Source organism: Erysipelothrix sp. HDW6C (assembly GCF_011299615.1).
Lineage (GTDB): Bacteria > Bacillota_I > Bacilli_A > Erysipelotrichales > Erysipelotrichaceae > Erysipelothrix.
Window position 1 is genome coordinate 123601 of the sequence record NZ_CP049861.1, and the last position, 16051, is coordinate 139651.

Annotated in this window: 14 protein-coding genes; 1 reads left to right on the forward strand and 13 read right to left on the reverse strand. The window is 41.0% G+C overall.

Annotation, left to right across the window (positions count from 1 at the left end; genetic code table 11):
- Positions 1 to 21 precede the first annotated feature (21 nt).
- From G7062_RS00625 to G7062_RS00635, 3 genes are all read right to left on the reverse strand, one after another.
- Positions 22 to 876: an aminoglycoside 6-adenylyltransferase gene (locus G7062_RS00625; RefSeq protein ID WP_166063991.1), complete on the reverse strand. Its 855-nt coding sequence runs from the start codon at positions 874 to 876 to the stop codon at positions 22 to 24.
- 137 nt (positions 877 to 1013) lie between these two features.
- Complete coding sequence (uvrB, locus tag G7062_RS00630) at positions 1014 to 2984, reverse strand: excinuclease ABC subunit UvrB (RefSeq protein WP_166063992.1); 1971 nt, start codon at positions 2982 to 2984, stop codon at positions 1014 to 1016.
- Positions 2981 to 4471 carry a S41 family peptidase gene (locus tag G7062_RS00635; RefSeq protein ID WP_166063993.1) on the reverse strand — a complete coding sequence of 497 codons (1491 nt, stop codon included), beginning with the start codon at positions 4469 to 4471 and terminating at the stop codon, positions 2981 to 2983. The genes uvrB and G7062_RS00635 overlap by 4 nt, the downstream gene beginning before the upstream one ends.
- Before the next feature lie 153 nt (positions 4472 to 4624).
- Here G7062_RS00635 and G7062_RS00640 point away from each other — a divergent pair, with 153 nt between their 5' ends.
- Complete coding sequence (locus G7062_RS00640) at positions 4625 to 5158, forward strand: TIGR00730 family Rossman fold protein (RefSeq protein ID WP_166063994.1); 534 nt, start codon at positions 4625 to 4627, stop codon at positions 5156 to 5158.
- Positions 5159 to 5195: 37 nt separating this feature from the next.
- Here the strand turns inward: G7062_RS00640 and G7062_RS00645 are convergent, their stop codons facing one another.
- The 10 genes from G7062_RS00645 to G7062_RS00690 all read right to left on the reverse strand — a co-directional run bounded on the left by G7062_RS00645 (position 5196) and on the right by G7062_RS00690 (position 16015).
- Positions 5196 to 6566 (reverse strand): murein hydrolase activator EnvC, encoded by a 1371-nt coding sequence (locus tag G7062_RS00645; protein WP_166063995.1) that lies wholly within the window; start codon positions 6564 to 6566, stop codon positions 5196 to 5198.
- A gap of 18 nt (positions 6567 to 6584) precedes the next feature.
- On the reverse strand, positions 6585 to 8033 hold the full coding sequence (locus G7062_RS00650) for a murein hydrolase activator EnvC (RefSeq protein ID WP_166063996.1): 1449 nt from the start codon (positions 8031 to 8033) through the stop codon (positions 6585 to 6587).
- Entirely contained in the window at positions 8030 to 8935 is a 906-nt protein-coding gene (gene ftsX / locus G7062_RS00655; RefSeq protein ID WP_166063997.1) for a permease-like cell division protein FtsX, read from the reverse strand. Before ftsX ends, G7062_RS00650 begins: the two co-directional genes overlap by 4 nt.
- Positions 8928 to 9617: a cell division ATP-binding protein FtsE gene (gene ftsE, locus G7062_RS00660; RefSeq protein WP_166063998.1), complete on the reverse strand. Its 690-nt coding sequence runs from the start codon at positions 9615 to 9617 to the stop codon at positions 8928 to 8930. Before ftsE ends, ftsX begins: the two co-directional genes overlap by 8 nt.
- Positions 9618 to 9681: 64 nt before the next feature.
- The gene (locus tag G7062_RS00665) at positions 9682 to 10518 is read right to left on the reverse strand and encodes a YitT family protein (RefSeq protein ID WP_240915963.1); all 837 of its coding nucleotides are present in this window, start codon (positions 10516 to 10518) and stop codon (positions 9682 to 9684) included.
- 10 nt (positions 10519 to 10528) lie between these two features.
- A protein-coding gene (gene prfB / locus G7062_RS00670) for a peptide chain release factor 2 (protein WP_205700139.1) occupies positions 10529 to 11633 on the reverse strand; the annotation gives its coding sequence in 2 pieces (ribosomal slippage) (positions 10529 to 11560 and positions 11562 to 11633; 1104 coding nt in all).
- Positions 11634 to 11637: 4 nt separating this feature from the next.
- Complete coding sequence (secA, locus tag G7062_RS00675) at positions 11638 to 13983, reverse strand: preprotein translocase subunit SecA (RefSeq protein ID WP_166064001.1); 2346 nt, start codon at positions 13981 to 13983, stop codon at positions 11638 to 11640.
- A gap of 88 nt (positions 13984 to 14071) precedes the next feature.
- Entirely contained in the window at positions 14072 to 14269 is a 198-nt protein-coding gene (locus G7062_RS00680; RefSeq protein WP_166064002.1) for a cold-shock protein, read from the reverse strand.
- A gap of 76 nt (positions 14270 to 14345) precedes the next feature.
- On the reverse strand, positions 14346 to 14924 hold the full coding sequence (locus G7062_RS00685) for a ComF family protein (RefSeq protein WP_166064003.1): 579 nt from the start codon (positions 14922 to 14924) through the stop codon (positions 14346 to 14348).
- A complete protein-coding gene (locus G7062_RS00690; RefSeq protein WP_166064004.1) occupies positions 14921 to 16015 on the reverse strand; it encodes a helicase-related protein in 1095 nt (364 codons plus the stop codon). Before G7062_RS00690 ends, G7062_RS00685 begins: the two co-directional genes overlap by 4 nt.
- Positions 16016 to 16051 lie beyond the last annotated feature (36 nt).

The following is a 16051-nucleotide window of genomic DNA, read 5'->3' on the forward strand; positions in this document are numbered from 1 at the left end:
CCTCCAGATTTCTACCTTCTATTATAACACGAATGCGTCGTTTTCATTACCTTCACGCATACGATAAATTACCTTTGTAACATTATGGAATTCTTGGCGGTTGTAAGCAAAATTCAGTGTATCGGCGACGCGATCACAGACAATTTCAAAGGTTGTAATTAAGGTATCCAAAGCATCCCACACGAGTTCTTGGGCACCTAAATTGTAGGTTTGCATTAAACGGTTCCATAAGTCCTCTTCTACAAAGAGTTTCAATAATTTATAATTCTTACCAATACTAATTTTATATTCTGTTTTGTAACCCACGCGCCAAGCCATCATTTGCAAGAGCATGTCACGCATGATCGAGATGTGGTCCATTGCATAAATCAGCTCGCCGCGTTTCAGTCCTTTAACGACATACATGGATACCCACAGAAACTCATTAATGCATGCATTGAACTCTTTAGCACTGGGGCGTTTTATCCAATAATCCTCATCCGTAGCAGGTAAGGTTCCGCTGATAAGGCTGTCTTTATCCAGCAAGATTTTTAAAAGCTTATCACTGCGTAAATACATTTCCAAATCATCCAATGGAACAATCATCAAATCAATACGATTTCCATCTACAAACTGCATCAAGAATGTGAACCAACGTTGTGGTTCCATATCACCCGGTGTTTGCATGATTAAGCGTTCCCCAAATTGATCAATCCACGAGCGCGACTCAAGAAGCGGTTTGATTTCATCGACAACAAAGACAATATCAAAATCCTGCCAGCGATCCTTTGGGACAAGGGCATTGGTTCGCGATCCATTCATTGCAACAATTCTGATATTGGGATCATGGGCGGCAACCCCTAAAATCAATTCAAGCATCTCAGTTTCGGTTCTCATATATCGGCTCCTTTGAAACGTATTCACTGATGTAACTATGCAAATTATACTTGGATTTTGCGCAAACTTCAAAATCGTTACTTCTTTTCACGCAACTTCGCAAGATTTTCATAAAGAAAAGCACGGACGGGTCCGTGCTAAAGTTCAGCTTTCATTTCTAAAATCACATCACGAAGTTGTGCAGCTCTTTCAAAATCAAGAATCGCTGCTGCTTCACGCATTTCTTTTTCAAGACGTTCCACCAATTCTTGGATTGATTTCTTGTCTCGTTTTCCACCACGAACTTTCTTTGTGAGTTCAGCAGTTTCTTTTCCAGCAATCACATCGCGAATTTCTTTGCGAATTGTTGTTGGTGTGACGCCATGTTCGATATTGTAGGCAATTTGCAGATCACGACGGCGCTTGGTTTCTTCCAATGTACGCTTCATAGAATCTGTCATCCGATCCGCGTACATGATGACATGGCCATTCGAGTTACGCGCAGCACGCCCAACAATTTGTACGAGCGAGCGGTATGAACGCAAGAAACCTTCTTTGTCGGCATCAAGAATAGTGATCAAACTTACTTCCGGTAAGTCCAACCCCTCCCGTAACAAGTTAATTCCTACAACAACGTCGTATTTACCCAAACGAAGATCACGCAATATTTCGATACGTTCAAGTGTCTTTGTTTCATGGTGTAAGTAAGCGACTTTGATTCCTGTTTCCAGCAGGTAACTGGTGAGGTCTTCCGCCATTTTAACGGTCAGTGTCGTAATTAACACACGCTCATCTCGCTCACGACGCTCGAGAATTTGATCCACGATATCATCCACCTGTCCGCGACTTGGCTTCACTTCTATTGTTGGATCTAAAAGACCTGTTGGACGGATAATTTGCTCAACAATTTTATTATCAACACGTTCAAGCTCATAATCACCCGGTGTCGCCGAAACATAGATGGTCTGATTCTGAACGGTTGTAAACTCGTCAAACGTCATTGGGCGGTTGTTCATTGCACTTGGAAGTCGGAATCCAAACTCAACGAGTGTTCTTTTCCGTGATTGATCACCGTTGTACATACCGCGAATTTGCGGCAAGGATACATGGGACTCATCAACAATAAACAAGTAATCGTCAGGGAAGTAGTCAAAGAGTGTAAATGGTCTTTGTTCTGGGGGACGACCATCAATATGCATTGAGTAGTTTTCAACACCCGAACACATTCCAAATTCACGAAGGGCTTCAAGATCATACTCCGTACGCGCCTTCAGACGTTGATACTCAACGAGTTTATCCTCTTTTTTAAAGTATTCCAAACGTTCTTTCAGTTCTTCTTCAATACTATCTGCCGCTTTGCGGATCTGGACCATATCCCGTGCATATGAATTTGCAGGGAAGATATCATAGACGCGATACCCTTGTTTGATGGTTCCGGTAATACGATCCACCTCAACAATACGATCAATTTCATCACCAAAGAACTCAATACGAACAACAAAGTCATCCGTATCCCCAGGGACAATTTCAATCACATCGCCTCGAACTCGAAACGTTCCGCGCATCTGCTCGTAGTCATTACGAACATATTGTCGTTTTACAAGATCCATCATGAGTTCTTCTCGGCTGATTTCCTGACCCACGCGCATGACATAAAGCATCGCTTTATAGTATTCAGGATCCGCTGTAGCATAAATACTCGCTACAGATGCGACAATAATGGTGTCACGACGTTGCAAGACTGAGTTTTGTGCTGCATGACGCAACATATCCAGTTCCTGATTGATCATCGAGCTTTTTTCGATATATGTGTCACTTCCCGGTAAGTACGCCTCGGGTTGATAGTAATCAAAGTTCGATACAAAGTACTCTACCCGATTATTTGGAAAGAACTCTTTGAACTCCGAATAAAGCTGCCCTGCAAGTGTTTTGTTGTGAACAAATACAAGGGTTGGTCGGTTGAGTTTTGCAATGACCTGCGAAACGGTAAAAGTTTTACCGGTACCTGTGGCTCCCAGTAAAACTTGTTCCTTCTTTCCTGACTCAATCCCTTCCATCAATTCCTTGATGGCACGTATTTGATCCCCTTTTGGTTCAAACTTTGAAACCAACTCAAATTTATCGGTCATTTTTTAATCACCTCTATTGCTTTGTGTAATTGAACATCGCGTGCATCACGATTCAATGCCCAATCAGCATAAACAGAACTGTAGATTTGTTTCATGACTGTCTCAGTTATTTGTCCATCACCTGGCAATCCTACGATTGCAGCATATTGATTGAACGCATTCAACGTTGCTTGATCATAATAGCCATCAGTACGGCCACTGTGGAACCCTAGATAAGTCAATCCATCTTGTACATAAGCAACACTTGCGTGCACACTATCCGGTCCAATTGATTCACCTTCTTCAAGTTTCACATAGGTTTGATAGAAAATAGCTGGAAGTTTACTCTCAGTCATTGGAACAATTCCGGTGCCATTGATACTTTCACCGGTTGGCCCGAGCCATTCTGCAATCGTAATTTTTAGCGCACCTTTATCACCGTAAGTAATTTGTGTTTGCACAGTTCCTTTACCATAGGATTTCACTCCGACAGTTTCAGCACCCAAATTATCTCGAAGTGCCAACGTTAGAACCTCCGATGCACTCGCTGAGTTTTCATTTACCAAAATAACAATCTTATCAAATTTATACTCATCTGCAACGGATTTACTTACCGTATAAACTTCAATCGTTCCATCGGTAAATTTCTCTTGATAGACGACATCACCATTTTGTAAGAAAAGGCGGGCGATGCTTTGAATGGCATCCAAATAACCACCACCATTATTTCGTAAATCAATGATCAACTTATCTGCATTTTGTGCCTTGAAATCTTTGAAGTAAGATTCTGTAACTTCGCCTAATTGGCGGCCAAAAGATTTAATTTCTAAGTATGCGACACCATCATCAAGCATGTGGCCTGATGCAAGCGCATTTACAGTGCCACGAACCATCGTAATACTGATTGGTTTTTGATCTCTTAAAACTTCAATCGTCACTTCAGTTCCTTCTTCGCCAATGATACGATCTTTTACCGGTGTATCCCCTTCACTCAACAATACACCGTCGACTTTATTTATAATATCGCCTGCTTGTACTCCTGCTTTTTCAGCGGGTGAATTCTTGAACACATCCGTTATAATATTTACGTTTTCACCTTCATAGAACTGAACACCAATCCCAACAAATGACATATTGATGGACTCTTCAAGTCCCAACATTTCTTCGGGTGTCATAAACGATGTATGACGATCACCATTTGCTTCCAACATACCTTTTATTGCATTGTTGGTAAGCTCGGTATCTGGATCTTCCATTTCATTTGTGAAATACCATTTGTTACGAATATCATTAAATACGCGTTCAAAAATGCCTTGATTCTTTGAACCATTGCCTACGATACTGTTGTCTTTAAATAGTGATGAGACTCCAATACCACCTAAAAACGAGATAACAACTGCGACGACAATTGCAGCTGCAAGTTTGTTCTTTTTCTTACGTGATGCTATTTCATCAGGCCAAACATGTCGCTCAAGTTTGACTTGTACTTTTCCATTTTCTTTATCCACCTAAACCACCTCATTCACTTAAGTTTACCATAGCACGTGACAAAAATCCCATAATTTGTTTCATTTGTATGACTATTCAACGTTTTATCACATGCACACCACCCTTGCGCAGAACCATGGTATAATTTACGAAACACATGAGGAGGTTTTCGAATGAAAATTGCTGTATTCTGCGGCTCAAAAATGCCCGAAGAATCGATTTACCGTGACGAAGCAATCGCCCTTGCCAACGCTTTAGTCGCACAAAATATCGAGCTTGTTTATGGGGGAGCAAAAATTGGTATCATGGGACTCATTGCTGATACTATGTTGAATCAAGGTGGTACCGTTATTGGCGTTATGCCACACATCTTAAGTGACAAAGAGATTATGCATACAGGACTTACTGAAGCAATCCTTGTCGATGATATGTCGGAAAGAAAAAATATCATGAATGAAATGGCAGATGCATTCATTGCCTTCCCTGGAGGATGTGGTACGATGGATGAGATATTCGAGGTCATCACACTCAACCAAATCGGTCACTTCAGTAAACCGTGTGGATTCGTGAATGTTGATGGTTATTACGATGGTATTGAGACTTATATCAATCGCGCTGTTGCTGTAGGATTTACAAGTCCTGAACACGGCACTGCAATCACATTCAAAAAGAATTCAATCGAACTCATCGACTCTCTTATTAAATAACATAAAGCCTCATTTCAAATGAAATGAGGCTTTCGTATTATTGTAGATAATCGTTTGGATTCAGACGACAAGGAATTGCACCACCGCGAGCATCGCATGTTGATGATGTACCACCAGACGATCCACCCAATCCAAATTGGGCCGTTCGCTGACTGCTATTCCATCGTTCAAGAGCTGCTGATACCGAGTCATCACCCAAGTAAAATATTTCAACATGGGCATGGGCACCATATGAATTTCCTGAGTTTCCGACTGAGCCAATTTGTGCACCTTGATCCACAATTGATCCAGGACCTGCTAAGAATGAACCTTGAGCCATATGGCCAATCAGTGTTCCATAAATGGTTCCACCAACTTCAAAAATCATCGCCATATGATTCCCCAATCCACCATTACATCCCCAACTGCCATTGGTTGAACACCCACCATCAGCAACGACCACGATTCCGTTACCCATTGCATAGATTGGTGTTCCTACGCCAGCTGGAAGGTCAGCACCAAGGTGAACACCGCCACCATATGATCCTGAGTAATGCCATACTGACTCACCAATTTGTGAACCAGGAACTGGATTCATAAATGAACCTGATGCTACAATTGCGCTCGCAGCTGCTTCATCAACAGCAATCTGTTCTTTGATTGCTGCATCTTGTGTTTCTAAATTAACTTTTTGAATCACAAGCTGTTCTTGCAATTGCTGTGCGGCAACTTTTACAAGTTCAGTATTTGCTTTCTCTGCTTCAATAAGAATCTTATTATCTTCAATAGCATCTTTTTCAGCAACGACTAAATCTTGATCTGTTTGTAACTTTTCACGTTCTACACGTAAATCTTCAATGAGACCTTCATTATAGCGTTTAATGTTATTCATACCTTCGATACGACGCACAATGTCGGCAAAATCTGTAGCACCCATGACAAATTCAATATAGCCATTGACGCGCATCGTCGATTGAGAATTGACCATAAACGCCTTGACTTGATCTTCAATGCCCTTAATCGTACCTTCGCGTTCCTTGATTTGTACTTCAAGTTCAGCAATTGCAGTTTCTTTGTTGGCAATATCGAGTTCAAATTGCGCAATATTTGCCTCAAACTCAGCAATCATATTGGTATAGTCTTGAATACGACCCAAGTTGGAAACAATATCACTTTTTATCTTCTCCAAGTCCCCAGCAAGTTCATTGGCAAGATCCTTATTGTTGCTTGCACGATCAATCAAAAATTGACGATAATCAGCACATATTTGTTTGTTCTCTTCATCAATTCTTCCACGACACATTGTTTCATATTTGGCAGGATTCGCCTCAAAATCTGCTGCAGTGTCTGCAAAGATTGGCGCAAGAATCCCTAGTAACATGAACAAAATCACCGATATTATAATAGCACTTTTAAATGTTTTCTTCATAGAATGACCTCTCAAAATCTAGTGTACATGGCTTTCTGGATTAACCCGACACGGAATTGCATCACCCTTGTTTGAACAGAGGGAACTCTTGCCACCTGACGATCCACCCAATCCGAACTGAGCTGTTCTTTGACTGCTATTCCATCGCTCCAAGGCACCTGGGAGTCCACCATCAGTAGTATTATTTTTACCTAAGTAGAATACTTCAACATGAGCATGCGCACCATACGAAGCGCCTGAGTTTCCGACTTGACCGACCTGTTGTCCTGGTCGAATTCGTGAACCCGCACCGACTGTAAAGCTATCTTGAGCCATATGCATGATGAGCGATCCGTAGATATTCCCATCACCACCTACATAGATTGTAGCCATATGATTTCCCAAGCCACCATTACAGTTGAAACTTCCATTGGTTGAACAACCACCGGTCGCAACCACAACGATACCATCCCCCATCGCATGAATTGGAGTACCAATTCCTGTAGCCATATCACTGCCGAGATGGGTTCCGCCCCACGTGTAATCCCAAACTGTTTCAGTAAGTCTTGCACCGAAGACTGGAATAGAAGTCACGCCATTTCCAGGATTCGTAGGTGTTTCGCCACCTTCTTCACCCGGTTCGGGTTCTGGGTCTGGCGGTGGTGTAAAGTCAACAATGTCTTGCGGTGACAAAACATTGGCGCTAATTTCTGCTTCAATTTTAGCATCCGCTACATCAAGGAGTCCTTGTTGTTCTTTCAGTTCACTATAGATTGTTTGCAATCCCGCTTCATACAGCTTTGCTTTTTCACCTTGCGCTTCAATTTCAACTTTAGCATTTTCAATGTCAAATTTTTCAGCAGCTACAAGATTTTGATCTTCAACTAGTTTTTCACGCTCAGTCCGTAAATCTGAAATGACTGTTTCGTTATAGCGTTTAATAGCATTCATCCCATCAATACGACGGATAATATCCGCAAAATCACGGGCACCCATGATAAACTCAATATATCCGTTAACACGCATTGTTGATTGTGAATTAACCATATACGTTTTAACATCTTCTTCAAGGACTTTGATGCTTTCCATACGTTCTGCAACAAGACCTTCGAGACGTTCAATTTCTATTTCCTTTGCATCAATTTGTGCTTGCAAATTTGCAGCCTCGTCTTCAAAGGATTTAATCTTTGCTACATACTCATCAATCAGGTTTAAATTGTTCGCTAGATCGCTTTCAATGGATTTACGTTGCGCAGCAAGATCTTCTTTCTCAGCACTTTGATCGGCAATTTTCCGATTAAGATACTCACGATATGCCTTGCATGTTTCCACGGTATCGGCAGTACTGACACCACGGCACAACTCATTGTAATACGCTTCATTACTTGCAAACTCAGCATCGCTGATTGCTCCAATTGGAGAAGTCACAGCCAAAAAAAGCACTGTGACGAGTAAAAGTTTAAATGTACTTTGAAAGCGATGTCTCATCGTGTCCACCTCAAGAATTTCCCAACTGATAGAAGACTCCCAATTGATCCGACGACTGCACCAATCAGCGCGAGCACGCCTGATATTTGGTATACAAGCGGTGTAACCGCAACGAGTGAAAACATTTTAGAGTATAAGTAACCCCCTGTTGAATCAAAGAGATACTTATAGCCAAAGATTGTAACTAAAATTGGAATTAATGCTCCAAGCAAACCGATAATCATACCTTCAATAATGAACGGCCAACGAATATACCAGTTGGTAGCTCCTACTGTTCTCATAATGCTAATTTCACGGCGACGCGAGTGAATTGATACTCGAATTGTATTCGAAATCAAGAACACAGCAATGACACCCAATGCAGCGACGATAAAGAACCCAACATTTCTGATTTGTTCCAATCCACTTACGAATTGTGATGTTGCATCACCACCATAGGTTGATTTCTCAACGCCTTCAATAGTAGCAATGGCTGCGGAGACCGTTTTTAGATTCTCACCTGTATCAGCAGAAACTAAGAAGGCATCCAACATTGGATTGTTTTCTCCACGGAATGATCCAAACATTTGTTCAGCATCATCCGCATCATTCAATGCAATGTAAGCTTCTAATTCATCAGCTTTTGATGAAAATGTTACCGAAGTGACATGGGGTAAAGCACGGATTGCCGCCTCTATTTTATCTGTCTTTTCTTGTCCTTCAAATTCTTTTTTAACTTGAACGTGAATTTGAACATTTGATTCCATTTGTTCTGTAATCTGCATTATGTTAGCACTTAATAATAGGAACAACGCCATAATTAGTAATGTTACAGTAACAGAAGAAATACTCGAAAGTGAGAGCGCAAAATGACGCACAACACCGAGGAAACCTTCTTTAAAATGTCGTAAAACTCTACTCATGATTGATATACCCTCCCGAAGCGAGATCGGCAACAATATGACCAGCATCCAATGCAATTGTCCGCTTCTTATTGTTATTTACAATATCGACATCATGTGTAACCATCAACACTGTTGTATCTTCTTCTTTATTAATACGTTCTAATAATTTAATAATTTCATTTGATTTTTCAGGATCTAAGTTTCCGGTTGGCTCATCAGCAATGAGCACCTGTGGCTTGTTCGCAATTGCTCGAGCGATGGCCACACGTTGTTGCTGTCCGCCACTCAATTCTTGTGGGTAAGCATTTGCTTTCTCACTCAAATCAACAAGACGCAACACTTCGCGAACACGAGAACGCAATTTTACGGTCGGCGTGTTAACAACTTCTAATGCAAACGCGATATTTTCGAAGACTGTCTTTCGCTCCAAAAGTTTGAAATCTTGAAAAACAACTCCGATGTTACGACGGTAAATCGGAACCTTGGAGTGACGCAATTTTCCAACGTTAAAATCTCCAACATTAACACTTCCTGTCGATGGTATTTCTTCACCATCCAAGAGCTTAATTAATGTTGATTTCCCCGACCCTGTAGGACCGATGATATATACGAATTCCCCCTGTTCTACAGCAAGGTTGACATCGTAAAGTGCATTGACGCCATTTTTATATTGTTTTGAAACGCCTTTAAGTAGTAGCATTCGATATATTCACTCCTTTAAACAAAATAAATTATAGCATAGCACGCTTGAACATTGCGTGAAACTACGCTTTTTTAAAGCCCAAGCCGTGGACCTCAGTAACATTGGAAACAATCATAAATGCATCAGGATCAACCTCAAGCACAATCTGTTCCAACTCATAGTATTGCTTCTTTGTTACAACGGTCATGACGATTTCTTTTTCAAGACGTGTATAACCACCCCGTGCACGCAATAGTGTTGAACCACGTTCCATAGCGGAATGGAGGTGCTCCAGTATTTCTTCATTCTTTTCAGATATAACCGTTACTTGGCGTGCTTGTTCACCACCAAGTACTGCGATTTTATCAATAGCAAGACTTGCAGCATAGATTGATATAAATCCAATAAGTACATCATTTAATGAGTAACTCTTCAGACCTAAAAGAACTGTAAGTGCATCTACAACAAGAATCCAAACTGCAACACGAATATTCGTGTATTTTTCGAGAATAAGTGGTGGAATATCCATTCCGCCCGTACTTGCGCCCGTTTTAAATGTTAATCCCAGCCCCACACCGATGAGAATTCCCCCATAAATAGCTGCTAGAATAGGATCGACATTCACACTGAATTCAAAACGTCCAAAAAGGTTAATAAAGACAGGATACAAAATACTGCTACCGATTGTTTTGAGTGCAAAGCGTTTCCCAAGGAACACAAATCCCAATAAAAAAGAAATAACGATAATGATGTTAATCATAACTTCTACTTCAATGTGAAAAATAGGGTAAAGGGCGATAGCAACACCTGCTACACCGCCCGATAGTATATTATTTGGTAAGATAAAAAATGTAACGCCAAATGCTAATATGAGATTTCCCAAAACTAACATGACAACATTCTTAAGTGTTGTTTTCATATTCATCCCTCTACGAACCCACATTCATCTTTAGATATGCTTCAATAAACGGATCCAATTCACCGTCAAGCACATCATCCAATTGGCTGGTTTCATGTTTCGTACGATGGTCTTTCACCATCGTATAAGGATGAACGACGTAGGAACGAATTTGCGATCCCCATTCGATTGCTTTTTGCTCACCCTTAATGGTTGCCATTTTTGCTTGTTGTTCCTCAATTTCACGTTGATAAAGTTTGCTCTTCAGCATGTTCAACGCTTCTTCACGGTTTTGCAACTGGCTGCGACCACTTTGGCATGTAACGACAATTCCCGTTTTCTTATGTGTAATTCGAACTGCAGAGTCAGTTTTGTTAACGTGTTGACCTCCAGCCCCAGTTGCGCGCATGGTGTCTACATCAATATCTTCAGGATTAATTGTAATTTCAATACTGTTATCAAACTCCGGTGCAACATCAACCGATGCAAATGAGGTATGACGGCGTCCTGAAGAATCAAACGGACTGATACGCACGAGTCGATGCACACCTTTTTCAGCTTTAAGATAACCATAGGCGAGTGTTCCAGTTACGGAAAATGTTACTGACTTCAAGCCAGCTTCATCACCATCCAGATAGTTGAGGACACTCACTTTAAAGCCTTTATCAGCGGCCCAGCGTGTGTACATACGGTAAAGCATTTCCGCAAAGTCTTGACTTTCCGTTCCCCCCGCTCCAGGGTGAATTTCAACGATTGCATTTTTTTGATCATAATCATGGCTTAACAATACCATGATTGAGAAGGCGTCGAGTTCTTTCTCAATTTCAAGTACTTCAGCTTCGAGCATTTGCTTGAACTCTTCGTCATACTCTTCCTTCAGAAAAGCAATGCTTTCCTTGCAAGAAACAAGTTTGTCTGTGAGTTCCTGGTGCTTGTCGACTACTTTTTTTAGCGAATTGAGTTTTTGAATGTGCGCTGCAGAGCTGCGGTGATCATCCCAAAATCCCTCTTCTACCATTTCGGCTTCTAGCGCGTGAACGCGTTCAAGTTTTGAAGCCAAGTCAAAGTGAATCACCGAGCGCTTTCAATGACGTTGCTGACGCATCAACAATGTTTACTAATTCAAATAATTCCATATTATCACCCTTGTCTGTATTCAATCTTTACGTTCACACAGAACATTACAATATCCTGAGCGATTTGTCCGAGCATTTCATCAAACATTTGGAACCCTTCGGTAACATATGCTTGTAATGGTTTTTCTTGTGCATAAGAGCGCAAATGAATTCCTTCGCGTAACTTGCTCATTGCATCAATTTGATCAATCCATGAACGGTCAATCATGCGAAGTGCCATGTCTTTTTCAACACGTGCAAATTGGTCTTTTACTTCAGCAATTTTTGCCTCGTAACGACCCCATGCATCATCAACAATCAATGATTGCATTTCCTCAACAGATTTTCCTTCTAATGATCCTGCAGTAACAACATCACTTACAAGACCAAGTTTTTCAAGCGCTTCAGTGAGCCCAATAACATCAACTGTTTGATTTTTTGATTCCATATCGCGGTATGAAGCAATTGTATCCGAAACAACACGTTCAAACATTTGGCGAATAATACCGTGAACATCGTCATTGTCTAAAATGTGATTGCGTTGTTCATACATGATTTCGCGTTGTTGACGCATAACATCATCATAATCTAGTAATGATTTACGAACATCAAAGTTAGTACCCTCAACGCGTTCTTGAGCACTACTAATTTGTTTTGTTAGAAGTTTTGCTTCGATTTTTTCATCACCCAAACGTGAGGTAACACTTTCCATACGTTCACTACCATAACGGAGCATTAAATCATCTTGGAAAGAAACAAAGAAACGTGAGAATCCAGGATCTCCTTGACGCCCAGAACGACCACGCAATTGATTATCAATACGACGTGATTCATGGCGTTCACTACCAAGAACTGCAAGTCCACCCAATGCGCGTGATTCCTCATCAAGTTTAATATCGGTACCACGACCCGCCATGTTGGTAGCAATGGTAACGGAACCTTTGTGTCCTGCTTTTTCAATGATTTGTGCTTCACGTGCATGGTTCTTTGCATTTAAAATTTCGTGACGAATTTTGCGTTGTGTCATCATCATACTGAGGTATTCGGATGTTTCAACAGCAACAGTACCCACAAGAACAGGTTGTCCTGTTTCATGCAGTTCACGGACCATTTCAATTAATGCCTCAAATTTTGCTTTGGTTGTTCCATAAATTTGATCATCATAATCAATACGTGCAATTGGACGATTTGTTGGAATCTCTAAAACACGCATGTTGTAAATTTCTAGGAATTCTTCTTCTTCAGTTTTCGCTGTACCTGTCATCCCTGAAAGTTTGTTGTAAAGACGGAAGAAGTTTTGGTATGTAATGGTAGCAAGTGTGACACTCTCTTGTTTGATGGTAACATTCTCTTTTGCACTTAATGCTTGGTGCAATCCATCCGAGTATTCACGGCCTTCCATAAGACGTCCCGTAAATTGGTCGACAATCACAACTTGATCATCTTGAACAACATACTCAATATCTTTCAACATAATGTAATTTGCTTTTAAGGCATTGTTAATATGGTGCAATAAAGCAGTGTTCTCAAGGTCATAAAGGTTATTAACTTTAAATGAGCGTTCGCCTTTAGCAACCCCTTCTTCTGTAAGCTGTACAGATTTTGATTTTACATCAATGACAAAGTCAGCACCTTCGTGTAGTTTCTTTGCAAAGCGATCTGCTTGTTCATAAAGTTTCGCACCATTGCGCTCACCACCAGAAATAATTAACGGTGTACGGGATTCATCAATGAGAATCGAGTCAACCTCATCAATAAGCGCAAAATTAAGCGGACGTAAAACACGATCTTCAACACGTGTGACCATGTTGTCACGTAAATAATCAAACCCTACTTCAGCATTTGTTGTATAGGTAATGTCACAGTTATAAACATCACGTTTTTGTGATGCTGTGAGTTGACGTAAGTTTGTACCAACTGTGAGTCCAAGGAATCGATGAATTTCACCCATCCAATCGGCATCACGTTGCGCAAGGTATTCGTTAACTGTAATAACGTGAACACCTTTATCATCCAACGCATTTAAGTACGCAGGAAGAATTGCGGTTAATGTTTTACCTTCACCCGTACGCATCTCTGCAATATCACCACGATGTAAGATAATACCACCCATTAATTGAACAACATATGGAAATTCACCAATAACACGGTATGCTGCTTCACGTGCAACGGCATATGCCTCAACAAGTAAATCATCCAATGTTTCCCCATCTGCAATACGTTTTTTAAATTCGTTAGTCTTTGCTTTTAAACTCTCATCGCTCAGTGCACGAATATCATCTTTAAGTGCATCAATTTGATGAGCTGTTGCTTCTACTTCTTTTAATATTTTGCGATCACCGCTAAATAAATTCTTCAAAAATCCAGCCATAAAATTCAAGCCTCCATTCTTTCATATTGTATCATAATCAACATTGATATTAAATCATTAAAAAAGTCGGCTTTGCCAACTTTTTTGCTTAGATACGTACAATGTTGTGGGCTTGTAAGCCACGTTCAGTGTCCATCAGTTCAAACTCAACCTCAGCACCTTCATCAATCGTCTTAAACCCCTCCATTACAAGATGAGAATAGTGAAAGAACACATCTGTATCATCCTCCATTGTAATGAAACCAAACCCTTTGTTCTTATTGAACTTTTTAATTTTACCTTGCATTTCCTAACCTTATACCTTTCCGCTTCTGACATGTAAGATTATACTCGAAAGCCACTTAAAAGGCAAGTGAAATCGCTTACTTAACGCAAGAGTAATGGGTTGAATATGATAGCGAAAATCCAATGACACGGCGCGCCTTAGGGCGTACTAAGTCCAAACATGTCTTCATTGTATTCCCCGAAGTAAGGATATCATCAAAGATTACGACTTTCTTATCCGTGATTGCGACCGCATCTTTCAATGCGATGTATTCAGATATTTGACTACGATCCTCCGACTGTGACTGATCGTATTTTGCGACATTCTCAAACACAGAAACAACAGGTATTTTAAGATCGTCCATCATTTTTTCCAAATGATGAAAACCGCGTGAAACCATAGATTCTTGACGAGATGGAGCACAAACAACCACCCAATTCCGAAGTAACAACGGTAAAATGAACGATTCTTCGGCTAAGAACACGCGCGAAAGATACTGATCTTTCCCTTCTTTATAACGCAATAACAGGTGTCGTATTTGCGATTCATAGCGGTAAAGTGACACCACACGATAACGATCAACTTTAAGAATGCGAGGATTCATGTGTGGCGTGCATTCGACGCAGAGGTAACGATTTCCAACAAAGAACTCAAAGAGCCCACGGTTATTGTTCAAAGATTCAAAACAACCTGCGCATCGTAGTTCGCTTTTTTTATTCTTTCGCAACACTTTGTAATTGCGTCTGTCTTTTCTTGGCAATAGAAATTCACCGTTCCTTTCGTGGGGTGCATCCCGCGCATCGCACGTCCGGCAATTTGAACAAGCGATGCCTCTGTAAAGACTCTGTGATCGGCTCTATACACAAACACAAAACAATCTAAGAATGTAACACCCCTTTCCAATACGGTCGTGGTGACAAGAATTCCCTTTTTGTCACGGAATGCTTTTAAGATACTCTGTTTCTCTTCGCATTCTGATGTCATATACGGAACCCTCCATAGCTGAGAAATCTTGCGTGCCAAAGCCTGTGTTGGCACAAAAACTAGGACGCATTCCTTACGAACCTTCCATACATCCCACCACAATCGCCACCCTATTAAATGTGCACACATCACATTGGGCACTGGTAGTAAGGTATTGCTGGGGCGCAATGGCAGTTGGATTGTTTGAACATCATCCATAGAATACGTCGCAGAAAGGAATACGTGGATCCCCCGGCATGCTGTCTTTACAAGATTTTCTAACACCACATTACCTACATACGGAAAAGCATCGGGTTCATCCACAATTAACAAATCAAACGTATCATAGTATCGGTAAAGCTGATGTGTGGTGCAGACAATCAAATCCCCAGCCAAGTCAGTCGTAAACCCCTGGCAAACTGGCACGACTTTTATCGCAGGAAAATAATTTTGTAAGCGCGCTTGCAGTTCTAAAACAACCTCGCGTCGTGGTACAGTCCACCCAACCTTCAATCCTTTAGCTAAGTAATCCAAAATGAGTTCTAAGCATACTTCTGTTTTCCCTGCACCACACACTGCATCCACAAAAACTGACCCATAGATTACAGCTTTACAAAGCGCATCGCTGACGTGTTGTTGATGGGGTGTCAGTGTAACCGGGAATGCAGCAGCATCTTGTTTGTAAACGAATCCAGACCTTGTCTCTTGAAAGGGAAGGGCAATACACCGACGGCAATGACCCCGATAAAACATCGTCGTATCTGTCTCCAAGCATCGATGGCATTCCATGTTATCACCCCTCATTAACTGTGCTCACTGCAGGACGTTCCCTAAAGAAAA